23 protein-coding genes and 1 pseudogene are annotated in these 22,532 nt (G+C 62.9%); 7 read left to right on the top strand and 17 right to left on the bottom strand.

Features of this window, described 5'->3' with window-relative positions:
• Positions 1-125: 125 nt before the first annotated feature.
• Together ACYAS9_RS14150 and ACYAS9_RS14145 are read right to left on the bottom strand one after the other, a co-directional pair.
• Positions 126-764 (bottom strand): helix-turn-helix domain-containing protein, encoded by a 639-nt coding sequence (locus ACYAS9_RS14150; protein WP_463568916.1) that lies wholly within the window; start codon positions 762-764, stop codon positions 126-128.
• Positions 761-928 carry a hypothetical protein gene (locus tag ACYAS9_RS14145; protein ID WP_463568915.1) on the bottom strand — a complete coding sequence of 56 codons (168 nt, stop codon included), beginning with the start codon at positions 926-928 and terminating at the stop codon, positions 761-763. Before ACYAS9_RS14145 ends, ACYAS9_RS14150 begins: the two co-directional genes overlap by 4 nt.
• A gap of 243 nt (positions 929-1,171) precedes the next feature.
• Here ACYAS9_RS14145 and ACYAS9_RS14140 point away from each other — a divergent pair, with 243 nt between their 5' ends.
• Genes ACYAS9_RS14140 through ACYAS9_RS14125 form a run of 4 tightly spaced genes read left to right on the top strand, consistent with a single transcriptional unit; the run spans position 1,172 to position 4,183 of the window.
• Complete coding sequence (locus ACYAS9_RS14140) at positions 1,172-1,837, top strand: amino acid ABC transporter permease (protein WP_463568914.1); 666 nt, start codon at positions 1,172-1,174, stop codon at positions 1,835-1,837.
• Positions 1,818-2,477 (top strand): amino acid ABC transporter permease, encoded by a 660-nt coding sequence (locus ACYAS9_RS14135; RefSeq protein ID WP_463568913.1) that lies wholly within the window; start codon positions 1,818-1,820, stop codon positions 2,475-2,477. Before ACYAS9_RS14140 ends, ACYAS9_RS14135 begins: the two co-directional genes overlap by 20 nt.
• Positions 2,474-3,256: an amino acid ABC transporter ATP-binding protein gene (locus ACYAS9_RS14130; RefSeq protein WP_463568912.1), complete on the top strand. Its 783-nt coding sequence runs from the start codon at positions 2,474-2,476 to the stop codon at positions 3,254-3,256. The genes ACYAS9_RS14135 and ACYAS9_RS14130 overlap by 4 nt, the downstream gene beginning before the upstream one ends.
• Before the next feature lie 27 nt (positions 3,257-3,283).
• On the top strand, positions 3,284-4,183 hold the full coding sequence (locus tag ACYAS9_RS14125) for a transporter substrate-binding domain-containing protein (protein WP_463568911.1): 900 nt from the start codon (positions 3,284-3,286) through the stop codon (positions 4,181-4,183).
• A 288-nt stretch (positions 4,184-4,471) separates the two neighbouring features.
• Here ACYAS9_RS14125 and ACYAS9_RS14120 read toward each other — a convergent pair whose 3' ends face one another.
• The 4 genes from ACYAS9_RS14120 to ACYAS9_RS14105 all read right to left on the bottom strand — a co-directional run bounded on the left by ACYAS9_RS14120 (position 4,472) and on the right by ACYAS9_RS14105 (position 9,120).
• Positions 4,472-6,886 (bottom strand): TonB-dependent siderophore receptor, encoded by a 2,415-nt coding sequence (locus tag ACYAS9_RS14120; protein WP_463568910.1) that lies wholly within the window; start codon positions 6,884-6,886, stop codon positions 4,472-4,474.
• A 60-nt stretch (positions 6,887-6,946) separates the two neighbouring features.
• Entirely contained in the window at positions 6,947-7,891 is a 945-nt protein-coding gene (locus ACYAS9_RS14115) for a FecR family protein (protein ID WP_463568909.1), read from the bottom strand.
• Positions 7,888-8,418: a sigma-70 family RNA polymerase sigma factor gene (locus ACYAS9_RS14110; protein WP_463568908.1), complete on the bottom strand. Its 531-nt coding sequence runs from the start codon at positions 8,416-8,418 to the stop codon at positions 7,888-7,890. Before ACYAS9_RS14110 ends, ACYAS9_RS14115 begins: the two co-directional genes overlap by 4 nt.
• Before the next feature lie 99 nt (positions 8,419-8,517).
• A complete protein-coding gene (locus tag ACYAS9_RS14105; RefSeq protein ID WP_463568907.1) occupies positions 8,518-9,120 on the bottom strand; it encodes a LuxR C-terminal-related transcriptional regulator in 603 nt (200 codons plus the stop codon).
• A 130-nt stretch (positions 9,121-9,250) separates the two neighbouring features.
• On the opposite strand from ACYAS9_RS14105, the gene ACYAS9_RS14100 reads away from it, so the two are divergent.
• On the top strand, positions 9,251-10,870 hold the full coding sequence (locus tag ACYAS9_RS14100) for an ATP-binding response regulator (protein WP_463568906.1): 1,620 nt from the start codon (positions 9,251-9,253) through the stop codon (positions 10,868-10,870).
• Here the strand turns inward: ACYAS9_RS14100 and ACYAS9_RS14095 are convergent.
• Both ACYAS9_RS14095 and ACYAS9_RS14090 read right to left on the bottom strand, forming a co-directional pair.
• Complete coding sequence (locus ACYAS9_RS14095) at positions 10,864-11,196, bottom strand: hypothetical protein (protein WP_463568905.1); 333 nt, start codon at positions 11,194-11,196, stop codon at positions 10,864-10,866. The genes ACYAS9_RS14100 and ACYAS9_RS14095 overlap by 7 nt on opposite strands.
• A 215-nt stretch (positions 11,197-11,411) precedes the next feature.
• Positions 11,412-12,422 (bottom strand): zinc-dependent alcohol dehydrogenase family protein, encoded by a 1,011-nt coding sequence (locus ACYAS9_RS14090; protein ID WP_463568904.1) that lies wholly within the window; start codon positions 12,420-12,422, stop codon positions 11,412-11,414.
• 171 nt (positions 12,423-12,593) lie between these two features.
• On the opposite strand from ACYAS9_RS14090, the gene ACYAS9_RS14085 reads away from it, so the two are divergent.
• The gene (locus tag ACYAS9_RS14085) at positions 12,594-13,505 is read left to right on the top strand and encodes a LysR family transcriptional regulator (protein ID WP_463568903.1); all 912 of its coding nucleotides are present in this window, start codon (positions 12,594-12,596) and stop codon (positions 13,503-13,505) included.
• Positions 13,506-13,513: 8 nt separating this feature from the next.
• Here ACYAS9_RS14085 and ACYAS9_RS14080 read toward each other — a convergent pair whose 3' ends face one another.
• The 8 genes from ACYAS9_RS14080 to ACYAS9_RS14045 all read right to left on the bottom strand — a co-directional run bounded on the left by ACYAS9_RS14080 (position 13,514) and on the right by ACYAS9_RS14045 (position 21,084).
• The gene (locus tag ACYAS9_RS14080; RefSeq protein ID WP_463568902.1) at positions 13,514-14,740 is read right to left on the bottom strand and encodes a methyl-accepting chemotaxis protein; all 1,227 of its coding nucleotides are present in this window, start codon (positions 14,738-14,740) and stop codon (positions 13,514-13,516) included.
• 9 nt (positions 14,741-14,749) lie between these two features.
• The gene (locus ACYAS9_RS14075; protein ID WP_463568901.1) at positions 14,750-15,973 is read right to left on the bottom strand and encodes a GTP-binding protein; all 1,224 of its coding nucleotides are present in this window, start codon (positions 15,971-15,973) and stop codon (positions 14,750-14,752) included.
• The gene (gene nthB / locus ACYAS9_RS14070; RefSeq protein ID WP_463568900.1) at positions 15,970-16,626 is read right to left on the bottom strand and encodes a nitrile hydratase subunit beta; all 657 of its coding nucleotides are present in this window, start codon (positions 16,624-16,626) and stop codon (positions 15,970-15,972) included. Before nthB ends, ACYAS9_RS14075 begins: the two co-directional genes overlap by 4 nt.
• A 42-nt stretch (positions 16,627-16,668) precedes the next feature.
• Entirely contained in the window at positions 16,669-17,268 is a 600-nt protein-coding gene (gene nthA / locus ACYAS9_RS14065) for a nitrile hydratase subunit alpha (RefSeq protein WP_463568899.1), read from the bottom strand.
• A gap of 45 nt (positions 17,269-17,313) precedes the next feature.
• On the bottom strand, positions 17,314-18,828 hold the full coding sequence (locus ACYAS9_RS14060) for an amidase (protein WP_463568898.1): 1,515 nt from the start codon (positions 18,826-18,828) through the stop codon (positions 17,314-17,316).
• Between the two features lie 57 nt (positions 18,829-18,885).
• Positions 18,886-19,752: a transporter gene (locus ACYAS9_RS14055; protein WP_463568897.1), complete on the bottom strand. Its 867-nt coding sequence runs from the start codon at positions 19,750-19,752 to the stop codon at positions 18,886-18,888.
• 65 nt (positions 19,753-19,817) lie between these two features.
• Positions 19,818-20,876, bottom strand: coding sequence for an aliphatic aldoxime dehydratase (gene oxdA, locus ACYAS9_RS14050; protein ID WP_463568896.1), 1,059 nt, complete (start codon positions 20,874-20,876; stop codon positions 19,818-19,820).
• A gap of 40 nt (positions 20,877-20,916) precedes the next feature.
• Positions 20,917-21,084, bottom strand: coding sequence for a hypothetical protein (locus ACYAS9_RS14045; RefSeq protein ID WP_463568895.1), 168 nt, complete (start codon positions 21,082-21,084; stop codon positions 20,917-20,919).
• A 309-nt stretch (positions 21,085-21,393) separates the two neighbouring features.
• On the opposite strand from ACYAS9_RS14045, the gene ACYAS9_RS14040 reads away from it, so the two are divergent.
• Positions 21,394-22,329: an AraC-like ligand-binding domain-containing protein gene (locus tag ACYAS9_RS14040; protein WP_463568894.1), complete on the top strand. Its 936-nt coding sequence runs from the start codon at positions 21,394-21,396 to the stop codon at positions 22,327-22,329.
• 6 nt (positions 22,330-22,335) lie between these two features.
• On the opposite strand, the pseudogene ACYAS9_RS14035 reads toward ACYAS9_RS14040, so the two are convergent.
• Positions 22,336-22,521 (bottom strand): annotated as a pseudogene (locus ACYAS9_RS14035) (helix-turn-helix domain-containing protein); the annotation flags it as partial.
• Between the last annotated feature and the right edge of the window lie 11 nt (positions 22,522-22,532).

The following is a 22,532-nucleotide window of genomic DNA, read 5'->3' as shown; positions in this document are numbered from 1 at the left end:
CCCCCCCCCCCCCCCGCCCCCCCCCCCCCCCCCCCCCCCCCCCCCCCCCACCCCCCCCCCCCCCCCCCCCCCCCCCCCCCCCCCCCCCCCCCCCCCGCTCCTACGGGGTCTGTCAGGTCAGGTAATCAGTCCAGCCGTTCAGGATGGGTAATCACCAGATACGCCACCGCGTCGCTGTCGGCCGGGTTGCGGTAGCGGTGCGGCTGGTCGGCGTAGAACAGGATCGAGTCTCCGGGGGAGAGCAGATAGCGCTCTTCGTTGACGCTGATTTCCAGTACGCCTTGCGCCACCACCAGGTTTTCCTGGACGCCAGCGGCATGGCCCTGGGATTGCTCTTCGCCCAAGGGGCTCAGGCGGATTTCGTAGAATTCGGTTTGTCGCGAGCGGTCGAACGGAAACAGCGCGCGGCTGGTAAAGCTGCCGTCCGGGCTGACCAGGCGCTTGCTCTGCTGCGCCGGCAGCAGTTCGACGCCTTCAAAGGCGCGGGTTTCCAGAAAGGCGGCCACCGAGACTTTCAGGCCTTTGGCGATCTTGCACAGCACCTTGATCGACGGCACGCTGCGCCCGGACTCGATCTGCGCCAGCATCGCCCGGCTGACGCCGCTCAAACGGGCGAGGGCATCGAGCGACAAGTAGCGTTTACTGCGCAGGCGTTGCAGGTTCTGGGCGACGCGTTCACCAATCAGGTCGTCATCAGCGGTTGCGCACTCGGTCGCCGGGGGCAGCACATCCTGTGCCGCCGCCGCGGTACGCAACAGGCTCATGGGCGGGCCTTGGCGAAATCCGGGTTGTTCTCGGCCTGTAACAACGACCAGGTGGTGAGGTTCGCCCGGGCGCTGTACATCGCCCACATCAGCTCGGCCTGGCGCTGTGCTTCACGGCGTTTGCGAAAGCGGGTGAGGTCGAGGATTCGGGCAGTGGCTTGCATGGCAGGCTCTCGGTACAAGGTTCGTGGCGCCTACAGTAGTGAGTTCCTGATAGACCTGGAAATACTGAATTGACATTTGGTAATTCCATTTCGAGCTTAAAAACCACTGCCCCATTTCAGGGCGTTTTATGCGAAAAACACTATGCTTATTCAATAAGGTTATTTATTGACGGCTGCTTAGCTCAATTAGGATATATCGAACAGGCCACAAGCCAATACCGCATGCCTTATTAAGTCCTCGCAATGACCCTCGACTACGCATTCATCCTTACAACCCTGCCGGCGTTTCTCAAGGCGGTTGGCGTCACCTTGCAGGTGGGCCTGATCGCGATCTGCACCTCGTTACTGGTGGCGCTGGTCAATAACGTCATCCTGATGTTCCGCACCCCGGTGCTGTATCGCCTGATCGGCCTGTATGTCGAGCTGGCGCGCAACACGCCGTTGCTGATCCAGCTGTTCTTCATCTATTTCGCGCTGCCGACCCTGGGCATCAAGGTCTCGGGCTTCAGCGCCGCGATCATCACCATGACCTTTCTCGGCGGCGCCTACCTGACCGAAGTGCTGCGGGCCGGCATCGAGGCGGTGCCGAGCGCGCAGCTTGAATCGGGGCGCTCCATCGGCCTGTCGGACTGGCAACTGCTGCGCCATGTGATCCTGCCGCAAGCGGGCATCCTCAGTTTGCCGGCGCTGTTCGCCAACTTCATCTTCCTGCTCAAGGAAACCACGGTGGTGTCGGCCGTGGCGGTGCCCGAGATTCTCTACACCACCAAGAGCTACATCGCCCTGTACTACAAGACCTACGAGATGCTCACGGTGCTGACCCTGATCTGCGTGTTGCTGTTCCTGCCGTTGTCGCTGCTGCTCAGCCGTCTGGAAAGGAGGCTGCAACATGGCCAGTTCGGGTCTTGAACTGCTCTGGGTGTCGCTGCCGCTGTTTGGCGAAGGCGCTGCCCGGACCTTGTCGATTTCAGCGCTGGGCATCCTGTTCAGTACCGCAGGCGGTCTGTTGTATGGCTCGCTGAGCACGTTGGGCATTACCTGGCTCAACGTCGTGCTGCGGGTTTACCTCGAACTGTTCCGGGCGATCCCGGTGCTGGTCTGGCTGTACCTGCTGTTTTTCGGCCTGCCGATCTTCTTTGGCCTGAGCCTGCCCAGCTTCTGGTGCGCGGTCCTGGTGTTGAGCCTGTGGGGCGCCAGCGAAGTGGGCGAGGTGGCCCGTGGCGCACTGAAATCGCTGCCGCGTGGCCAGCGTGAGGCCGGGCTGTCGATCGGCCTGTCGGCGCTGCAGCTGTACGGCTATGTGCTGGTGCCGCAGGCGCTCAAGCGCATGACGCCGCCGACCATCAATATCTACACGCGGATCATCAAGACCAGCTCGCTGGCGGTGCTGATCGGCGTGGTCGATGTGATCAAGGTCGGCCAGCAGATCATCGAGCGCACCTACGAATCGGTGCTGATCTACGGCGCCCTGTTCCTGTTTTTCTTCTTCATCTGCTACCCGCTGTCACTCGCCTCGCGGGTGCTGGAGCGGCGCTGGACACAAGCATGAGTGCATTGATCGAGTTCAAGGGCTTCAACAAGTTTTTCGGCAGCAACCAGGTGCTCAAGGCCATCGACCTGCAGGTCCAGGCTGGCGAAGTCATCGTGGTGCTCGGCCCCAGCGGTTGTGGCAAAAGCACCTTGCTGCGCTGCCTCAATGGCCTGGAGCAGGCGCAAGGTGGCGAGCTGCACTTTGACGGTCAGCAATTGCTGGCGCCGGGCACCGACTGGCGCAAGGTGCGCCAGGACATCGGCATGGTGTTTCAGAGTTACCACCTGTTCCCGCACATGACCGTGCTCGACAACATTCTGCTCGGGCCGCTGAAAGTCCAGCGCCGCCCGCGCAAGGAAGCCCTGGCCCAGGCCGAAGCGCTGCTGGAACGGGTCGGCCTGGCGGACAAGCGTGATGCTTTTCCGCGCCAGCTTTCCGGTGGCCAGCAGCAACGCATCGCCATCGTCCGCTCGTTGTGCATGAACCCAAAAGTCATGCTCTTCGATGAAGTCACCGCCGCCCTGGACCCGGAAATGGTCAAGGAAGTGCTGGAAGTGATCCTCGATCTGGCCCGTGGCGGCATGACCATGCTCATCGTCACCCACGAAATGGGCTTTGCCCGCGCCGTGGCCGACCGCATCGTGTTCATGGAAGCCGGAAGCATCCTTGAACAGCGTGACCCCGAGTCTTTCTTCAACGACCCTTCGAGCGCACGCGCGCAGCAGTTTCTGGAGAAGTTCTCTTATGTAGAAAGCCTGCCGGGCAAGCACACCGTGCCCAAGGCCGCTGTTATCTAAAAGCCATAGAGCCCTTTAGGAAATCACATGACTACTGCCTCGTTTAAAACTGCTCGATCCCTGTTTTTACTGCCTTTGCTGGGGCTCGGTCTGCTGGCCGGCTGCGGCAACGGCGACCAGCCTGCCAAACCGGCTGCCGCTGCACCGACCGCCGCTGCGGCGCCGGCCAGCTACCTGGACAAGATCAAGGCCCGCGACAAGCTGATCGTCGGCGTGTTCACCGACAAGCCGCCGTTCGGTTTCGTTGACGAGAAGGGCAAATACGTCGGCTTCGATACCGACATCGGCCGCCAGTTTGCCAAGTCGCTGCTGGGCGATGAGAACAAGGTCGAGTTCGTTGCCGTGGAGCCGGCCAGCCGTATTCCGTTCCTGCAAAGCGACAAGGTCGACATCATTCTGGCCAACATGACCGTGACGCCGGAACGCAAGGAAGCGGTGGAATTCACCAACCCGAACCTGAAAGTCGCGGTCCAGGCGCTGGTGCCGGACAACAGCCCGGTGCAGAAGCTCGATGACCTGGCCGACAAGACCATCATCGTCACCACCGGCACCACCGCCGATGTCTGGCTGACCAAGAACCACCCGGACTGGAAACTGCTCAAGTTCGAGAAAAACTCGGAATCCCTGCAAGCCCTGGCCAACGGTCGCGGCGATGCCTACGCGCAAGACAACCTGGTGCTGTTCAGCTGGGCCAAGCAAAACCCCGGCTACCGCACCCTGCCGGAAAAACTCGGCGGCGAAGCCCCGATTGCCCCGGCGGTGAAGAAGGGCAACATCGAACTGCGTGACTGGGTCAACACTGAACTGGCCAGGCTCGGCCAGGACAAATACCTGCTCAAGCTCTACGACCAGTACGTGCGCAAGGAACTGGCTGCAGACACCAAGCCTGAAGACGTGATTGTCGAAGGCGGTAACTGGAAAGGCTGATCGGCAGAACTATCCGATTAATCGCATCCGTGGGAGCGAGCGCCAGCTCGCGAAGGCGAAGGTGCAGTCACCACAAATGTGCTGATTTCACTGGCCCTTTCGCGAGCTGCGCTCGCTCCTACGCAATGGGGTCAGATCACAATTTGTGTCGTACTCAGTATCAAGGCCTGCCTAAATCCGTGGGAGCGAGCGCCAGCTCGCGAAGGCGAAGGTGTAACCACCGCAAATGCGCTGATTTCACTGGCCCTTTCGCGAGCTGCGCTCGCTCCTGTGGCGCCGGGTGATGTGCTACCAGCTATAACTGACCGATCCCACCACGCTGCGCTCATCGCCATAACGGCACGAATTGGCGCAGTACATATAGCGCTCGTTGGTCAGGTTCTGCGCCCGGGCGCTGAGTTGCCAGTTGTCATTCAGCACGTAGCTGATGCGCGCATCGAACAGTGTGTAGGCGGCAATCTTGCGGTCGCTGATGCTCGGCAGGGTGTGGGTGGTGCCGTTGTAGCGGGCGCCGGCGCCGATCGTGATGTCGCGCAGGCCCAGCGCTGCCAGGCGGTAGTCCAGCCACAGCGAGGCGCTGTGATAGGGCGTGCCTTCGATGCGCGAGCCTTGCAGTTGCGCGTCGTTGTCGGCAATCACGTGCGCATCGGTGTAGGCATAACCGGCGCTGAGCCCCAGGTTTTCAGTCAGTTGCCCCTTGGCCTCGATTTCCAGGCCGGTGCTGCGTTCCTTGCCGGTCTGTTCGTCGAAGTCCGAGCCTGGAATCGAGCTGGTCACGTTGCTTTGCGTCAGTTGATACACCGCCGCGCTGATCAGCAGCTCACGGTCGGCCGGCTGGTAGCGCAGGCCGATCTCGTACTGTTCGCCCTCGGTGGGCTTGAACGGTTTGCCATCGCTGCCGCTGCCGGTAGCGGGCAAGAACGACTGGCTGTAGCTGACATAGGCCGCGACGCCGTTGTCGGCCAGGTACACAAGGCCCACGCGGCCGGTGAGTTTGCTGTCATCAGTCGTCGTTTGCGCGCGGTCGCGATAGGTGCGCGTGGTGCTGTCGGCCCAGTCCTGGCGCAGGCCCAAAAGAGCCACCCAGTGCTGGTCGAACCTGGCCTGTTCTTGCAGGTACAGGCCCAGTTGGCGCGCGTGCAGGTCGGAGCCGCGATCAATCGAGCGGTCGACCTGCGGCAAGTTACCGTATACCGGGTTGGCGAGGTTCAGCGCCGGGGCATTGCCGCTGAAGCGATGGCTGTCGTAGGTCTTGCGGTAGTAATCAAGGCCCGCCAGCACGGTGTGCTGCCAGCGGCCGGCCTCAAGGTCCAGTTGCAGGCTGTTGTCGCTGGTCCAGCCGGTGGCGATGTCTTCGCGGCTGTTATAGCTGCGCGACAGTTGCGAGAGGTTGGGCCCGGTAATGCGGCTGGTGTTGAGGGTGATGTAGTCATAGTCGACGCGCGATTCGAAATAACGCACGGCCTGGCGCAGTTGCAGGTGGTCGTTGAAACGGTGCTCGAACAGGTAGCCGGCGGTGTGCAGCGTGCCGTCGTAGTCGTCGTAATCCGGCTCGCCGGGGAACAGGCTGTACGGCACCTTGTAGCCGGGGCCCGGGCTGTAGACCGTCAGGTCATAGCGGATCGGCGGCGTCAGCGTGGTCTGGGTCTGTTGCCGGGTCGCCAGCAGGGTCAGGCGCGTGTCGTCGTCGATCTGCCAGGCCAGCGCCGGGGCGATGTAGGTCTTGTCGTCGTCGATGGCGTCGTACTCGGTGCCGCTGTCACGCTTGAGCGCGGTCAGGCGATAGCTGAAGCGGCCTTCGTCGTCGAGCGCGCCGCTGTGGTCGGTGGACAGTTGGCGGCGCTGGTGATTGCCGTATTCCAGGTTGATTTCATGCAGCGGGTCAAGGGTCGGGCGCTTGCTCACGGTGTTTACCAGCCCGCCCGGCGCCAGTTGGCCGTACAGCACCGACGAGGCGCCCTTGAGCACCTCGACCCGTTCCAGCCCGTAAGGCTCCTGGCCGCCCTCGAACTGGGTGCTTTGCATCTTCATGCCATCGCGCAGTACACCACCCGTGCGTGGGCCGATATCGAAGCCGCGCATGCGGTAGTCATCGGCCACACGGCTGTAGCCGTTGGGCTGGGCGATCACGCCGGGGGTGTAATTGAGCACATCGGCGAGGCTGGCGTGCGGACGCTCGATCAGCTCTTCGCGGGTGATCACCGAGATCGACTGCGGTGTTTCCAGCAGCGGCGTGTCGGTCTTGGTCGCGCTGGCGCTGCGGGTGGCCACGCGGCTGTAGGCCGGGCCCCAGGCGTTTTGCGTAAAACCTGCGCCATCGATATCGGTCTGCGCCAGGTGTACGGTGGCGTCGCTGCGCGGCTCGATGCTCAAGGTGCCGCTGGGGGTGATGTTCAGTTGCAAGGGCAAGCCCGACAGCGCCTGATTCACCGCCTGCTCGGCGCTGTAGCGCCCGCGCAAAGCCTGAGCATTCAGGCCACGGGTCAAGGCCGCACTGAAGGCGATGCCGCGACCGCTTTGCCGGGCAATCGCCGTCAGGGTCGCGTCCAGCGAGCCGGCCGGCAGGTCGAAGTCGATCAGTTGCTGACGGCTGGCGGAGGAGGCGGCCGGTTCTGCCACGCTGTCGAGCGCGGTCAGGCTCAAGGCAAAAGCAAAAGGTGAGAGGGTCAAGCGCAAGGGACGGTACATGGCGGCAGTCTTCATTGGGTCAGTCGATACCAGCCATGTGATGCGAGCGGGGTATTTATTAACGGGGGGCGAATATTATTTTTCGCGCAGGCTCAATTGCGTCCACCAGCCGAAGGGCTGCTGCACACGAATCGGCAGCACTTCCTGCAACGAGCGCAGCGCCTGCTCGCTGTCATCCAGCGGAAAAACCCCGGACACCCGCAATGCGGCGGCGTCGTCAGTGATGCGCAGCCAGCCGTGACGGTAAGGGCGCAACGCCTGGATCACCTCGCCCAGGGCGCGGTCATGCACCTCCAGCACGCCGTCTTCCCAGGCGGCCGCGCGCGCTTGGGCCGGGTCCAGCCGTTGCACGCTGCGGCCGTCGAGCCACGCGCCTTGACCGGCACGCAGTTCCAGCGGTGCGGCGCCGGCCATCGATGCCTGCACGCGGGACGACTGCACCCACACCTGCGCGCCGCGTTCAGCCAGCGTGACGCTGAAGCGCGTGCCCAGTGCCCGCGCTTCGCCGAAGGGCGTGCGCACCACCAGCGGCCGGCCCGGGTCGGCGGCCACCTCAACGTTCAAGGCGCCTTCGTGCAGGATCAGCGTGCGTTGCTGCGCATCGAACGCCAGGTCGACGCGGCTGCGTGCATTGAGCAGCACCCGGCTGCCGTCGGCGAGGGTGAACGGCCGGCGCTGCGCGACACCGGTCTGCAGGTCTGAGCCTGCCATCGGTAATAAACCCTGGCGTTGCAGCCACCAGGCGCTCACGCCCAGGCCGGTGATGCCTAACGCGCCGCGCAACAGGTGACGGCGGCTGGCACCGGCGCGGTGGAGCATGTCGCGCGAGCGCTCCGGCACCTCACTGAACGCCTGGCCAAGCCGCTGCTGCAGACGTTGCCAGGCCACAGTGTTGTCGGGGCTGGCGTGCAACCACAGCTCGAAGCGTTGTTGCTCGGCACCGGTCATCGCGCCCGAACGCTGCAAGGCCAGCCACTCGATGGCTTCGGCAACTGCCGCAGGCAAACGTGGGGCGCTCATGCCGGCTCCAGCGCCAGATAGCAAAGGCCCAAGGCCTTGACCACGTACTTGTGTACCCGTGGGGCGGAAATGCCCAGGCGCTGGCCGATCTCGGCATAGGTCAGGCCGTCCAGCTGGCTGTACAGAAATGCACTGCGGCCCATGGGCGACAGACCTTGCAGCAAACTGTCCAGCGCGCTGAGTGCCTGCAAGGCCTGGGCTTGTTCTTCGGCCGAGGGCTCATAGGCGAAAGGCTGTTGCGCCAGGGTTTCGAGGTAGGCGCGCTCCAGATCGCGGCGTCGCCACGAGGCAAACACCAGCCGCTTGGCGATGATCGTCAGCAAGGCGCGTGGCTCGCGGATGGCCAGCGGGTCAGGCGCAGCGACCACTTGGGCAAAGGTTTCGGCGGCCATGTCTGCCGCCTCTTCGCAGCAGCCCAGCCGCGCACGCAAACGCCCCAGCAACCAGCCATGGTGGTCGCCGAATAACTGATGCAGCACATGATTACGGGCGCTGAGGCGCGTTGCAGCGGGGGCAAGTGGCAGCATGGCTTAAAAGGTAATGACAATTGTTATCAAATGATGCCGTTAAGCCGCAGCAGATGCAACACGGTGTGTTTGCCTGGGGCGCGCTGGTGAGCGCAGCGTTCAGTTCTCCCCCGAATACTTCACCGCCGCCGCTGCCCGCGATGGCACGTTCAGACTGCGCAGCAGCGACGAAACATGAATGCGCACGGTAAACGGTGAGATATCCAGCGCCTTGGCAATTTCCTTGTTGGTCTTGCCTTGGGCAATCAGACGCAAGACGTCCTGCTGGCGACCGGTGAGGGCGTTTGTCTCCAGCGGCAGCAGGCCCGAAGGCGCGAACCTGACCAGCACTTCGCCCTGACGAATCGCCAGCAATGCCTGGCCGATTTCAGCCGGGGCGATGTTTTTACCGATGAAACCATCGACGCCGATTTCCATGATCTGATTGATCAGGTCCGCATCATCGACCATCGACACCACGATCAAGGTCGTACGCCGCAGTTGCTGGCGCAGTTGCGCCAACTGGCTGATGCAGGTCAGGCCCGGAAAACGCAGGTCGAGAATCAGGGTGTCGACCTCGGCGCCGGTTGCAATCAGTTCCAGCACCGTGCCCAGGTCACCGGCCTGTTCCACGCAGGCCTCAGGAAGCAAACGCTGTACGGTGCGCAGCATGCCTTCGCGAAACATGGGGTGATCGTCGGCGATAATGATCCGGCATGTCATGAAGGGCGCCTCCCTGGGCCTGTGCCTAGCGTCGCGTGTTAAATTAGTGCCCGTTTGCAGGCCGCGTACCGACCGAGCGCAGCCACTTTACGTACAGAGCCTGAGACCTCTGCCCTACAAGGATGTTGCCATGAAGTTCGAGAAAGATGCCGAGCTCGACCAAGCCAACCTGCGCATGGTGGTGTCCGCCTGTACCATTGCCTACATGAGCGTGCTGGGGTTTTTGCCGGGGCATTCGATGGAGCGCTACCTGCCTGTCATTGTCTACATCGTCGTGTTCTTCCTGGCCTCGATCGTCCTGCGTCAGGTGATTGCACGCTGGCCTGGCCATTACCCGACGCGGCGTATTCTGGGGATGATCAACGACTACACCGGCACTTCGTTTGGTCTGGTGGTCGGCGGTGAGGCGGCGTTGCCGCTGTATGCGGTGATGGTCTGGGTCAATCTTGGCAATGGCATGCGCTATGGGTCGCGTTACCTGGCCATTGCGACCGCCCTGGCGCTGCTGGCCTTGCTGATCGTGTACCGGTTGACGCCGCTGTGGCAGGCGAATCCGTTCATGTTTCTGACGCTGATGATCACCAGTACCGTGATCCCGGTGTACGCGCACTTGTTGCTGGAACGCACCCGCAAGGCTTCGGAACAAGCCATCGCCGCCAACCTTGAGAAATCGCGTTTCCTGGCTCAGGCCAGCCATGATTTGCGCCAGCCCATCCACTCCATCGGCCTGTTCACCGCGTGCCTGCGCGAAGCGCGGCTGGGTGATGAAGAGCGACGTCTGGTCGACAATATCGACCGCTCGCTGCTGAATGTCTCGCAGCTGTTTCGCTCGATTCTCGATCTGTACACCCTGGACAACGGCCAGTTGCTGCCCAGATACCAGGCTGTGGATCTGGGGCAATTGCTCGCCGACCTGGTGCGCCAGAATGCCGAAGCTGCACGCTGGGCCGGCGTAGAGCTACGCCTGCGGCCCTGCGCCCATTGGGTACAGGTCGACCCTGCGCTGTTGACGACCATGCTGCAGAATGTGCTTTCCAACTGCTTCAAATACGGCGCCCAGCGCCCGGTGCTGATCGGCGTGCGCAAACGCGCAAACACCGTGGTGGTGCAGATTCATGATCAGGGGCGCGGGATTGCCCAGGAACACCTGGGCAAGGTCTTCGAGGAGTTCTATCGCGTGCGGCACTTGCGCGACAAGGACGTCGAAGGCGTCGGTCTGGGCCTGTCCATCGTCAAGCGCCTCGGGCTGCTGATGGGCATCGACGTCGTGCTTCGCTCTCGCGTGGGCCAGGGCACTTCGGTCAGCCTGCGCGGCCTGTCACTGACAGCGGCGCCCCGGCAACCGGCACTGCGCGATGAGATGCGCCAGGCGGGCCTGCTGACGGGGCTGAAAGTGTGCCTGGTGGAGGATGACCCCAACGTGCTGCGCGCCACCCAGGCTTTGCTGGAACGCTGGGGCTGTGAAGTGCAGGCCGAGTTGTCCGGGCAGGATGTGGTCAGCGACTGCGACATCATCGTCGCCGACTATGACCTGGGGCCTCACGCCACCGGCATCGAATGCATCGAGCAATTGCGCGCACGGCGCGGTGAGCAGGTGCCGGCGCTGATTCTGACCGGGCACGATGTGGAGAGAATCCAGGCCACCCTGCATGATCGCCAGATCTCGATCCTCTCCAAACCCGTGCGCCCGAGCGAACTGCGCGCCACCTTGCGCGACCTCTCAAGGTTTACTGACGTCGAGGTTTACTGAAAAGGCTGCAACTGGTTGCCGCGAGTGCCCTTGAGCTGGCACACGGCGCTGGGCTTCATGATGCCGAAGCTTGCCACTGCAAACATGCCGCCGCTGGCGCCACTGGGCACCGAGCAGTTGTAGTCGCCGGCGCTGGTGCTGGCGGTGAAATAGGTCTGCATGGAGTCGCTGCGGACATTGGACACACGCTTGACCGACTCGCCGGTATTGGTTTCGGCGAGTGTCTTGAGGTGGTCTTCAGAGGGCTTTATGTTGCTGCAACCGGCGACGCCGATGATCAAGGCGCTCAACAGCGCGAGACGAGTGACGGGGGAGTGCAGTTTCATCGTACTTCTTCCTTGGGCCGTTATATTTTCGAGGCGCAACGATGCCCTGCACGGCAAAAGGGCCGTGTTTGAGTGAGCATTGAGGGTGCCGAGGAATATAGCGCCGACGGTTGAAGGGGTCGATTAGCACAGATGTACTAATGGCCTGTTGAGGTCATGCGGCCGCTGCATCGAACACCTGCCATCGTGCAGCGGCCCACGTGCCCCAGTCCCGGTCAGGAGACCGTGATCACCACCTTGCCAAACGCGCCCTTGGCCAGGTGCTCATACGCCTGCCGCGCCGCCTCGAACGGGTAGACCTTGTCGATCACCGGGCGGATCCGGTTCTTGTCCAGGAACGCATTCATCCGGTCAAACGAGGAGCGCGGTGCCACGGCAATGCCCCTGATCGTGGTTTGCCGGAAGATCAGCGGCATCAGGCTCAGTTGTGTGGTCTGCCCGGTCAGAAAGCCGATCTGGGCGATCTTGCCGGCAGCTTTGGTGGCGGCGATCGACTGGTTGACGCCTTCACCGCCGGCCACGTCCAGCAGCAGGTCTACGCCTTTACCGTCGGTGAGTTTCAGGACTTCGTCCTGCCATTGCGGGTGAGTCCGGTAGTTGATGCCCGCGACCGCGCCGAGCTTTTTCACCGCCTGCAGATTCTCGTCGCTGCTGGAGGTCACGATAACCCTGGCCCCCAGCGCGGTTGCCAGTTGCACGGCGAAGATCGACACGCCACCGGTGCCCTGCACCAGCACGGTTTCGCCGGGCTGGATGTCGCCGTAGTCCACCAGTGAATACCAGGCGGTGAGGGCGGCGATGGGCAAGGTCGCCGCTTCTTCATCGGACAGGTTATCCGGTACGCGCACTGCGCTTTGCTCGTGAATGATCATGTACTCGGCCAGGCCACCGGGCAGGGGCGAGCCGAAGCAGTATTCGGGTTCATCATGGCTTGGGGCGCCGTCGATCCAGCGCGAATACAGGTGCGAGTTGACCCGGTCGCCTACCTTGAATCGGCTCACGCCTTCGCCAACCGCCACCACGGTGCCGGCGGCATCACTGACCGGAATCAGCAAGGGCGGCACTTTGTGCGGCTCATAAATGCCATCGACGATGGCCTTGTCGCGAAAATTGAGCGACACCGCGCCGACCTTGACCAGCAGTTCGCCCGCCTTGGGCTGTGGGGTTTGCGTTTCGCCGAGGTGCAGGTTGTCGAGGCCAAAATCGTGCAGTTGCCAGGCTTTCATGGCTGTTCTCCGTCAGGGGCACCAGTGATTTCTGGTGGGATGCGGCCATTGTTGCTTTCAGGCGAGTGGCAATAAATGCGCAGGGCATAACAGCACTGTTACTCTTTGCAGCAACAATCATCAGGGGTTGCTGATGATAAAAAGCAACGGACTATCCCGTTCGAGGACGCTATGGAGCTGCTTCAGTCAATGCAGGTGTTTGCCCGTGTCGCCGAGCTGGGCAGTTTTACCCGCGCGGCGGATGCCCTTGAAACAGGACGCCCTCAGGTCACCCGCGCCATTCAGGCGCTGGAGTCATCCTTGGGCGTGCGACTGTTTCAGCGCACCACCCGCCAGGTCCGGCTGACCAGCGAAGGCGAGCAGTTTTACCAGCGGGTCAAGGATATTTTGGGCAGCGTTGCCGGGGCCCAGGCGATGTTCGATGTGCGTGGCGCATCGTTGCGCGGTAAGTTGCGGGTGGACATTCCCAGCGCGTTTTCCCAGCCGCTATTGATCGACAGCCTGCGCGAATTTGCCGACAGTCATCCTGAGATCGAAATGGCGCTGGGGGTCACCGATCGCACGGTGGACCTGGTCGCAGAAGGCGTGGATTGCGTGCTGCGCATCGGCGAACTGCCCGACTCCAGCCTGGTCGCCCGACCCATTGGCATGGCAACCATGGTGACCTGCGCTGCACCCGGTTATCTCGACACTCATGGCGCGCCAGAGACGCTGGACGATCTGGATGATCATCGCGGCGTCAGTTTCATCTCCGGGCAAAACCAGCGGCCGCTGCCGTGGCAATTCTCCGAAAATGGCACCGACAGGCGTTACATCAGCCGGCGCGGTATCGTCGTCAATGAGTCCAGCGCCTATGTGCAATGCGGGGTCGCAGGCTTCGGCATTCTTCAGGCGCCGGGCATCGCCCTGGACCAACACCTGACCGAGGGTTCGCTGGTCGAGATCCTCAAGCGCTACCGGCCACGGCCTCGCCCGGTGTCGGTGTTGTACCCGAGCCGCTCGCACCTGGCCCCGCAGGTGCAGGCCTTCGTCGACTGGATCGGGCTGCGGTTTCCAGAGCTTTATCCGCAGTGGCTGGAATAGCCGGTCTTTCAATAGGCCTCAATCATGTCCGCTGCCTGCTGGGTCGCCTGACTGGTGCGGGTCGCCAGCTTGCGCACCTCATCGGCGACCACGGCAAAGCCCCGACCCGCCGACCCCGCGCGGGCGGCTTCGATGGCGGCGTTGAGCGCCAGCAGGTTGGTCTGTTTGGCTATGCCCTGAATGGCCGCCACGATGTGCGTCAGTTTCAGCAGGTTGTCCTGCATGGCCTGGTGTTGATGCTGCTGGGTTTCGCGCATCTGGTTTTCTTCGTGGCTGGCATGGATGTCGGTGATCGCGCCGACCACGCGCAACGGTGAGCCATCGGCGGCGCGCCGGGTCTGACCGCGGCCTCGAAACCAGCGGTACTCGCCGTTCTTGTGCTGCAGCCGGTAGGCCACATCGAACGGCGTGTTGCCGGAGCGGTCGTTCACATGGGCGACAAAGGCTTCTATAGCCCGCTGGCTGTCATCGGGGTGCAGGCGCGACGACCAGCTTTCCAGGGTGTTGGGAAACTCTTCGGGGGTGGTGTAACCCAGCAGTCGGCGCATTTGCGAAGACCACCAGATGGCGTTGTTCGGGTTGGCCGGGTCGCCGGCCACGACCTCGATATCCCAGAGGCCGTCGTGGAGCATTTCCCGCGAGATTTCAAAGCGGGTGGCGGCCAGGTTCAGCGCTTCTTCGTGCTGACGCTGCACGTGGATATCGCGCAGCACGCCAGCAACGACCACCGGCAAACCCTGTGCATCACGGCGTGAGTGGGCGCTGATGTGGCACCAGCGATAACCGGAACCCAGGTCCATGCGCACCTCCAGCGTGTAGGGCGTGCGGCCGCTGCGGTCGGCGAGGTGGCGGGCCAGGCCATCCAGATGCGCCTGGCGGTCGCCTGGGTGCAATCGTTCGTTCCACAGCTCGAACCGCTCCGGCAGCCAGGGCTGGCGGTTCAACGGTGTCGACCACCACAAGGCGCTGGTGGCAACAGCCTGCGCGGTGCCGTCCAGTTGCAGTTCCCAGAACAGATCGCCTGTACCTTGCGCCACCAGTTCCCAGCGTTGCGAGAGGCTTTTCAGCTGGTCTTCGCGTTGCGCCAGTTGCGCCAGTTGCGCAGCCTTGCGCTCCAGCTCAAGGTTCAGGGCGGCCACCTGGGCTTGCAACGCCTGCTGCGCGGCTGTTTGTTGTTGCAACTGGTCGCTGAGTGCGGCCATGGCGCGATGGTGGGTTTTGCTGAGTAAAAGCATGCGGCACCTCTAAAGGGATTGCACAGGTGTGCTGAAAGCGGGGGCGCCGGGTAACGCCTGCCAGTATTGCGGGCCGGCGAGGATCTCGTCCGGGGTCAGCAGGCAGGCGTTCAGTTCATGCTGCAACGCTTGCAGGTCCAGTCCCTGACCGATAAACACGATCTCCTGGCGGCAGTCGCCGGCAATCGGGTCCCATTTGCTCAGGATCCCTTCGCGGCGATAGTCGTCCTGCGGCCATTGCGCCTGGTCGATGAACTGCCACCAGCGGCCCACATGTTCCCAGCGAAATTGCCCGGCACTCTGCGCCAGCATGCCGATCTCCAGGTAACGGCTGGCCACCCAGAAATAGCCCTTGCTGCGCAGCAGTCGCCCGTTGCGCCACGGCTTGCCGAGAAATTCCAGCAGCCGCTGCGGATGAAACGGCGCGCGCTCGCGGTACACCCAGGAGGCAATGCCGTAGGCGTCGGACTCGGCGGCGTGTGCCTCGACAGCATCCAGTTGTTTCATCCAGCCGGGCGAGTGCGCCAGGCTCGGCAGGTCGAAGCGCTGCGTGCCGAGAATCTTCTCCAGCGCAATCACGCCGTGGGTCATCGGCAGAATCTCTGCGCCGGGGTTCAGGCCGGCCAGCAGGGCGCGCAATTCCTCGAAACGCGCCTCGCCGATCACATCCAGTTTGTTGACCAGAATGACGTTGGCGTACTCGACCTGCTCGATCAGCAAATCCGCCAGCGCGCGCAGCGGCGTGCCGTCTTCGGCTTCGCCACCCACGTGCCCGGTCGAGTCCAGCAGCGCCTCGAACTGGCTGCCGTCGACCACGGTCACCAGCGTGTCGAGCCGCGCCAGTTCGCTCAGGCAAAAGCCTTCGGTGTCGAGAAAGGCGAAGGTCTCGGCCACCGGCATCGGTTCGGAGATGCCGGTGGACTCGATCAGCAGGTAATCGAAACGTTGCTGGCGGGCGAGCACACTGATCTGTTCAAGCAGGTCGGCGCGCAGGGTGCAGCAGATGCAGCCGTTGCTCATTTCGACCAGTTCGTCGCTGCCACGGTGCAACGACACCGTGCGCTCGACGTCCTGGGCATCGATATTGACCTCGCTCATGTCATTGACGATGACGGCCACTTTCAAGCCTGCGCGGTTGCGCAGGATGTGGTTGAGCAGGGTGGTCTTGCCCGCGCCCAGAAAGCCCGAAAGTACGGTGACCGGCAGCCGGCTCGACGGGCTGATTTCTGTCATGGCTGCACCGGCGCTTCAGCCTTGTCCAGATAGCTCTCGAACAGGTCGACGACCACAAAGCCGTCATCGGTCGCGTCGCCCCAAAGGTCCTTGACCCGGAACTCGACGTGATAGGTCGGTTGCAGCACCGCCGTTTTATCGCCGTGGCCGATGGTGTCGGGGAACGGCCATTTTTCGCGGGTACGGTGCAACACAACGCCCTGTTTGCCGCGCACATACGCCGGCATGCGAATGTGCCCGGCGACGTATTCATCGCGTACCACCACGCGGTCGCCGACCTCGAACGGCGGACGGTCGGAAATGGCCGGGCGGCCTTTGGAGTGCGGCGGGTTGGCCAGCTTGAAGTGCGAACCCAGCGCCTCGTCGAGTTCCTGCTGGGTAATCACGCCGCCTTCGACCAGCAGCGAGGCGGTGGCGATGACATAGCGTTCGTAATAGGTGGTGCCGACGTGCTGGCGCACATCCAGACGCTCCACAGCGTGGCGCGCCTCGTCGATGCTGAACTGCTTCAAGTGGTCGGCGGCGATGAACATCAGGCTGTAGGCCAGATGCTCCCAGTCCTCTTTGAACACAGGCTTGTAGCTGAGGCTGTTGATGGTGTGCGGCACTTTGCCGAAGCCTTGAAAGCCACCCAGGTCGTGAAAGCCATCCATTGTGAATTACCTTGTTTGAGTTGAAGAGGTAAGGGGCTGGTTTTAGCGCACCTGAGGCAGGGCTACACCGATCAGTACGTCTTTGGTGATCAGTTTTTGCAGGGCTTGCTCGTCCATGTGCTCGCTGCCGGCCGGGCGTTGCGGCAGTACCAGATAGCGGCTTTCGGCGCTGGTGTCCCAGACCTTGACGAGCATATCGGCGGGCAGTTCGGTGCCCAGTTCGCGCAGCACCGTGCGACCTTCGCGCACCAGCCGGGCGCGGAACTCGAAGCCCTTGTACCACTCCGGCGGCAGCCCCAGCACCGGCCAGTTGGTGCACGAACACAGGCTGCAAACGATGACGTTTTTCAGCGTGGGCGTGTCTTCCACGGCCACGATGTATTCGCCTTGTGGGCCGGTGTAGCCGAACTGCGCGCAGGCGGCGGTGCCGTCATTGAGCAGCAACTCGCGGTACTCAGGATCGACCCAGGCCTTGGCCACCACGCGGGCGCCGTTGGCCGGGTCCCATTTGTTCTCCATCAGGTCGGTGAGCTGTTCGATGTAGCCCTCGGGAATCAGGTCTTTATTCTTCAGTACCTGAAACAAGGCACGTGCACGCTCGCCAGGGGTTGAAGTGGATGGTTTCGGCACGGATGTGCTCATGGTCGTTTCCTCTCAGGGCAATGCGGTATCGGGCAAGACGGTGGATTACAGATCACGCCAGTCGGCGCTGGCTTCAAAGGCGGCGGCGGCCTGGTAGATCGTGCCTTCTGCGTAGTGCGCGCCGACCAGCATCAGGCCCACGGGCAAGCCGTCGACCAGCCCGCACGGGATCGACATGGCCGGGTGGCCGGTGATGTCCTGCGGTGCGGTGTTGCCGATCATTTCCAGGGCCCTGGCCACGTATTCGGTGATCGAGCAACCCGGTGCCGGGTGCGGCTGGGCAACGATCGGTACAGTCGGCATGACCAGCAGGTCGTAACGCTGCAAGGCGGCGTCGTAGGCGCTGCGGGCCAGGCGCGCGATGTTCTGGGCCTTGGCATAGAAGCGGCCGTTGTAGCGCTCGATGCCGTACTGACCGACGAACATGCACAGCTTGAGCGAGGCCGACAGCGCATCGGCCTGATCGCGCCAGCCGACCTGCTTGTCCAGCAGGGCGACGTCGTACAGGCCCTTCCAGTTAAAGCCTGCGCCGTTGCCGTGCATCATTTGTGCGGTCAGGCCCTCGCAGCCGATGGGGTGCCACAGCGCACCGGCCAGGCCGTGTTCAGGCACCGAGACTTCTTCGACCTGCGCGCCGAGCGCCTGCAGACGGGCGATGGCGTTGTTGACCTTGTCGGTCACGCGCGGGTCCTGGTTGCCCAGCGCGAAACCCTCTTTGAGGATGCCGATTTTCAGCCCGCTGACGCCGCGTTGCAGGTAGTCGCTGTACACCTCGACCCTGGGCGCGGCCTGGCGCGGGTCGAGGCCGTCGCTGCCGGCCATGACTTCGAGCATCAGCGCGTTATCGCGCACGTTGCCGGTGATGGGGCCGGCGTGATCGATGGTTGCCTCGATGGCCATGATCCCGGTGTAAGGCACCAGGCCGTGGGTGGGTTTCATGCCGTAGGTGCCGCAGAACGCCGAAGGGATGCGAATCGAGCCGCCCTGATCGCCGCCCACCGCCATGTCCACGTCACCGGCGGCCACCAGCGCGGCGCTGCCCGATGACGATCCGCCTGCGGCATAGCCGTGACGATACGGGTTGTGTACCGGGGCCGGGTCGGAGGTGTGGCTGCCACCCGACAGGCAATAGTGCTCGCACGTGGCCTTGCCCAGAATCGTGGCACCGGCGTCCAGCAAGCGGCTGACCACCGTGGCGTCGAACGACGGCACAAAGCCTTCCAGCGGCGACGCGCCGTTCATCATCGGCACGCCGGCCAGCGACACATTGTCCTTGAGGGCAATGGTCCGGCCCGCCAGCTTGCCGTGCAGCGCGCCGTTGACTTCGGTCTTGTAGTACCAGGCATTCAGCGGGTTTTCAGTTCTGGCTGGGCGATAACCGGCACTGCGCTGATAGCGCACCTGCGGAATAAAGTCCGGCAACTCATCGACCAGGTCATAGGCGTCGAAGCTGCCCTGCATCAGCGCCAGGTATTCGCTGGCCTGCTCGTGGCTCAGGTCCATGTGCAAGCGCTTGGCGATTTCGATCAGGTTGTCAACGGTGGGGCGAACAATGGCCATGAAAAGGGATGTCCTTTGAATGAAAAATAAGGGGTCCAGCGCCGGGCGGAAAACGCTTTAAAACACCCGGGCGTAGCGCAGGTTCATGCGGAAGTCTTCCTTGGGGCCGTTGTCCACGGTCAGGTCCTTGCCCAGTTGCAACTGGATCTGGTCCTGGGCGGTAACGAATTTGGTGGCGGTCAGGCGAAAGTTGGTGGTACCGGCTTCGTTGTCCTGATTGACCCTCTCGACGTTGGTTTCCCCGCCCCAGGTATGCCCGAAGCCGATGCCGAAGGTGGTGGTCGGGTCAGGCATGTAGCGGCCCATCAATTGCGCTGCATACGAGACGTCTTGCTCCATGCGGTTGCCGGCGCTGGTGTAGTCGTCGTTGTCGCCGTACCAGGTGGCGCCGCCGACCAGGTCCATCGCCCATTTTTCGGTGAAGTGCTTGACGTAGGCGCCTTGCAGCTCGAACTTCCAGCGGTTCTCGCCGATGTTCAGTGGGTCGTCCTTGTCATAGGTGCCGGTGGGCACGAACACATACGGTGCAATGCTCAAGGTGTCGCGGGCCTCATTGAGGCGCAGCTTGAGCGGCGCGGTAAGAATCAGGTCGCCGATGCCGCGGGTGCTGCCCAGTGCCGAGGCATCGCCGCCGCTGGACACATGACCGAAGGGCAACAGAAATTGCGGGTCGATGGTCAGCGTGTCGCTCAAGGCGTAAACGTGCAGCAGACGCAGGATGCCGACGTCCGACTTGAGGTTGAAATCGGAGCTGACCTTGTGGCCGTTGGCGTACGCAGAGCCGGTGGTGGAATGCTGGTAGTAGAGCGCGCCGATGGTCGCGCCCACCGGGTATTGTTCGTAATCACCGGGGGCGACTTCCACCGCGTGCGCAGGCAGGGCGGGCAGCAGGGCGGTGAGCAGCAACGGGCGAATCTTGTGCATGACGGATGTTCCTTGAACGGAAGGCTGTAAGGCTCGGCGAATGGGCTTCGTTACGGGGGCGGCGCTCAGCCCTGCGCGGGCTGGGCGTCGCGCAGCATCCCGGTCTGCGCATGGCAGTTGATGTACTCGAACACCTGGCTCTTGGCGTCCGACACCGACACTTCGTGGTAAAGGCGCAACTTGGCCAGGCCCGCCGCCACGCGAAAGAAGGTGACGAAGATGCGCAAGTGGGTCGGGTGCGACTCGGCCCAGCGCTCCAGCTTCTCGACCGAGCGCCAGTGGCCGATGTTGTAGCTCAGGTCGAGGAAGTTGCCTTCAAGGTCGATGTTGCGCACAAAGCGGTTGCTGTAGCAGCCCAGCGGCTGGCCGTTGTCGCGCAGAAAGTCCATGCCGTCCTGCAGCGTCGGCAGGATTTCATCCAGGTACAGCGAACGTTCTTCCGCCTCGGCGTCGGCCCAGTCCTGGCCCGAACGGATCAGCGCAATATTGTCGTGACCGAGCACCACCACCCGACCACCTTTGGCCGGGTCGCCAGAGACGATTTGCAGCTCGCCGGTGGGCAGCATCCAGTCGGTTTGCGAAACCGGGAAGCGGTCGCGCATCGAGCCCCAGTAGCCGTGTTCTTCAATTTCGCCGCTGGTGCTGTCCATGATCGCGCCGACGCCCGGCAACTGGTCGCGAAAGGCGTACAGGGTCTCGAACTGTTCGGCGCGTGGCGCAATGATTTCGCGGAAATAACCCAGGCCGTCGGCAAGCCGGTCATCTGAAGTCCACCAGCCGTTGACCTCGGGTGAACGCAGCCAGCGACAGTGCGCGGCCGGGTCTTTCCAGTAGCCGACGATGATCAGGTTGTCGTAGCCGCTGTTGTCGGTGTGGTGGGTCAGGTCATGGCTGAGCGGGCCATCGGCCAGGCTGAAACTGTCGACGATGTGCCGCATGGCCTGCAACGCCGCCGCCTTTTGCGACTCGCCGCGATACTGCACGCCCAGATAGCCCATCACCACCTGTTGGACCTGTTCATCGGCGCGGGCGACCCACATGGGGAATGGCGGCTGGTATTCGTCGGGCACGCGGCGGGACAGTGTTCTGGGGCACTTGAGGTGCTTGTCGATCGCGGATTCCATGGGTGGCTCCTTTTTTTCAGATTCAGGCTGTGGTTGAGGGTCAGCGTGTCGACGCAACAGGTGCGGTGCTGTGCAAACCGTTGAGGCGCTGGCGCAGCATCAGGGCGCTCCACTCGATGCGGTAAACCGCGAACTCCTCAGGCGCCAGGTCGCGTCTGTGCAACAACCAATGGGCGTCGTTCAGGGGCTGTTTTTTTTGTGAGTGCATGGAGAACCTCATCAGCGGGGGCTGGCCGGTTGGCTGCCGTGAGGTAGAAGTTATGCAGTCGCGGGGCAGGTCGCTTTGTTGGCCGGGACAACCTTTTGGCTGGAAAGGACAGCACGTAAACGCAGGCCTGCAGCGGTGATCCGTCATGGTGCGAGGCCCCGAAAACAGGGCGTTTCGTGCCTTGAAATATGGCGTTTTCCGTTGCGTTCGAAGCGCTGTTGCGCGCCGCACCGGGCTTCAGGCAGTGGCCTGCTAATTGCTTGAGCGCAGATCAAAGTGCCCCCGTTCCACCGTTGTGAGGTGAATGCCATGACCGCCGCCAGCCAGTACTCGACCCTTGCCGTTTCGCCACCTCGCCGTTTTGAATACTGGAAAGAAGTGGTGTGCCAACATTGCCTGCTGGCCGACAGCAAGCCCTTGGCGCAGAGCGATTTCGACGGTGCGCTGGACGTCAATGGCATCGGTGCGCTGGACATTTATACGATGTCGTCGCCGCTGCATTACTGGGAACGCTCCGAGCGCCACCTGCGCAGCGGGCCCAACGATGACCTGTGGCTGGGCTTTACCCAGCGCGGCTTTGGCGAACTGGAGCAGGGCGGGCGCAAGACCACGTTGACGGCCGACAATCTGTTTCTGTACGACGCCACGCAGGCGTTCCGCTTCAGCCTGGGCGGCAGCGAAAACCACCTGCTGCGCATCCCGCGCGAGCTGCTCAGCCAGCGCCTGCCAAGGGTTGCCGAGAGCACCGCGATGGTCTTGAATGACCGCCGTCCCGGCGTCATCCCGCTGCGTGAAATGCTCCGTCAGGCCGCCAGCACGCCGGCGATACTCAAGGACGACGGCCTGGGCAGCCGCTACGCCGAAACGCTGCTCGACTTGCTGGTGATCAGCCTGGAACTTCAGGACCTGAAAACCACCCACGTCGAGCTGGACCTGTACGGCCGCAGCATGAATTACATTCGCCAGCACCTGAGCGATTCAGACCTGAGCATCGAGCGTCTGGCCCAGGTCCATCATGTGTCGACCCGCACCGTGACCCGGGCGTTTGCGCGCTATCAGAAGACGCCGGTGGCCGAGATCTGGAAAGAACGCCTCAACGCCAGCCGCGACGCCATCGAGCGCGGACGGGTGAGGAGCATTTCACAGGCCGCGCTGGATTTCGGCTTTTCGGATTTCTCGCATTACAGCCATGCGTTCAAGAAAGCCTTCGGGGTCACGCCGCAGACGTTGTTGCGGCGTGACTGACGAATCTCAATCCTGCTGGCGCTGATGCTTCTTCAACCGATAGGCAAACTGCGCACGGCTAAGCCCCAATAACCTGGCCGCTGCCGCCAGATTGCCGGTGCTTTGCTGCAACGCTTCGTTGATCAGCCGCGATTCCAGCCCGTCGATGGAGAAACCGGGGTCGTGTTGCCCCAGCGTTTCCAGCAATGCAGGACTTACCAGCG

It is taken from the genome of Pseudomonas sp. HP_08 (assembly GCF_055284095.1).
This window is presented reverse-complemented; position numbering and strand designations above follow the sequence as displayed.

Excerpts from the sequence above, each read along its gene's own strand:
- ACYAS9_RS14150 (WP_463568916.1), bottom strand. The coding sequence starts at position 764 with ATGAGCCTGTTGCGTACCGCGGCGGCGGCACAGGATGTGCTGCCCCCG.
- ACYAS9_RS14145 (WP_463568915.1), bottom strand. The coding sequence starts at position 928 with ATGCAAGCCACTGCCCGAATCCTCGACCTCACCCGCTTTCGCAAACGC.
- ACYAS9_RS14140 (WP_463568914.1), top strand. The coding sequence starts at position 1,172 with ATGACCCTCGACTACGCATTCATCCTTACAACCCTGCCGGCGTTTCTC.
- ACYAS9_RS14135 (WP_463568913.1), top strand. The coding sequence starts at position 1,818 with ATGGCCAGTTCGGGTCTTGAACTGCTCTGGGTGTCGCTGCCGCTGTTT.
- ACYAS9_RS14130 (WP_463568912.1), top strand. The coding sequence starts at position 2,474 with ATGAGTGCATTGATCGAGTTCAAGGGCTTCAACAAGTTTTTCGGCAGC.
- ACYAS9_RS14125 (WP_463568911.1), top strand. The coding sequence starts at position 3,284 with ATGACTACTGCCTCGTTTAAAACTGCTCGATCCCTGTTTTTACTGCCT.
- ACYAS9_RS14120 (WP_463568910.1), bottom strand. The coding sequence starts at position 6,886 with ATGAAGACTGCCGCCATGTACCGTCCCTTGCGCTTGACCCTCTCACCT.
- ACYAS9_RS14115 (WP_463568909.1), bottom strand. The coding sequence starts at position 7,891 with ATGAGCGCCCCACGTTTGCCTGCGGCAGTTGCCGAAGCCATCGAGTGG.
- ACYAS9_RS14110 (WP_463568908.1), bottom strand. The coding sequence starts at position 8,418 with ATGCTGCCACTTGCCCCCGCTGCAACGCGCCTCAGCGCCCGTAATCAT.
- ACYAS9_RS14105 (WP_463568907.1), bottom strand. The coding sequence starts at position 9,120 with ATGACATGCCGGATCATTATCGCCGACGATCACCCCATGTTTCGCGAA.
- ACYAS9_RS14100 (WP_463568906.1), top strand. The coding sequence starts at position 9,251 with ATGAAGTTCGAGAAAGATGCCGAGCTCGACCAAGCCAACCTGCGCATG.
- ACYAS9_RS14095 (WP_463568905.1), bottom strand. The coding sequence starts at position 11,196 with ATGAAACTGCACTCCCCCGTCACTCGTCTCGCGCTGTTGAGCGCCTTG.
- ACYAS9_RS14090 (WP_463568904.1), bottom strand. The coding sequence starts at position 12,422 with ATGAAAGCCTGGCAACTGCACGATTTTGGCCTCGACAACCTGCACCTC.
- ACYAS9_RS14085 (WP_463568903.1), top strand. The coding sequence starts at position 12,594 with ATGGAGCTGCTTCAGTCAATGCAGGTGTTTGCCCGTGTCGCCGAGCTG.
- ACYAS9_RS14080 (WP_463568902.1), bottom strand. The coding sequence starts at position 14,740 with ATGCTTTTACTCAGCAAAACCCACCATCGCGCCATGGCCGCACTCAGC.
- ACYAS9_RS14075 (WP_463568901.1), bottom strand. The coding sequence starts at position 15,973 with ATGACAGAAATCAGCCCGTCGAGCCGGCTGCCGGTCACCGTACTTTCG.
- nthB (WP_463568900.1), bottom strand. The coding sequence starts at position 16,626 with ATGGATGGCTTTCACGACCTGGGTGGCTTTCAAGGCTTCGGCAAAGTG.
- nthA (WP_463568899.1), bottom strand. The coding sequence starts at position 17,268 with ATGAGCACATCCGTGCCGAAACCATCCACTTCAACCCCTGGCGAGCGT.
- ACYAS9_RS14060 (WP_463568898.1), bottom strand. The coding sequence starts at position 18,828 with ATGGCCATTGTTCGCCCCACCGTTGACAACCTGATCGAAATCGCCAAG.
- ACYAS9_RS14055 (WP_463568897.1), bottom strand. The coding sequence starts at position 19,752 with ATGCACAAGATTCGCCCGTTGCTGCTCACCGCCCTGCTGCCCGCCCTG.
- oxdA (WP_463568896.1), bottom strand. The coding sequence starts at position 20,876 with ATGGAATCCGCGATCGACAAGCACCTCAAGTGCCCCAGAACACTGTCC.
- ACYAS9_RS14045 (WP_463568895.1), bottom strand. The coding sequence starts at position 21,084 with ATGCACTCACAAAAAAAACAGCCCCTGAACGACGCCCATTGGTTGTTG.
- ACYAS9_RS14040 (WP_463568894.1), top strand. The coding sequence starts at position 21,394 with ATGACCGCCGCCAGCCAGTACTCGACCCTTGCCGTTTCGCCACCTCGC.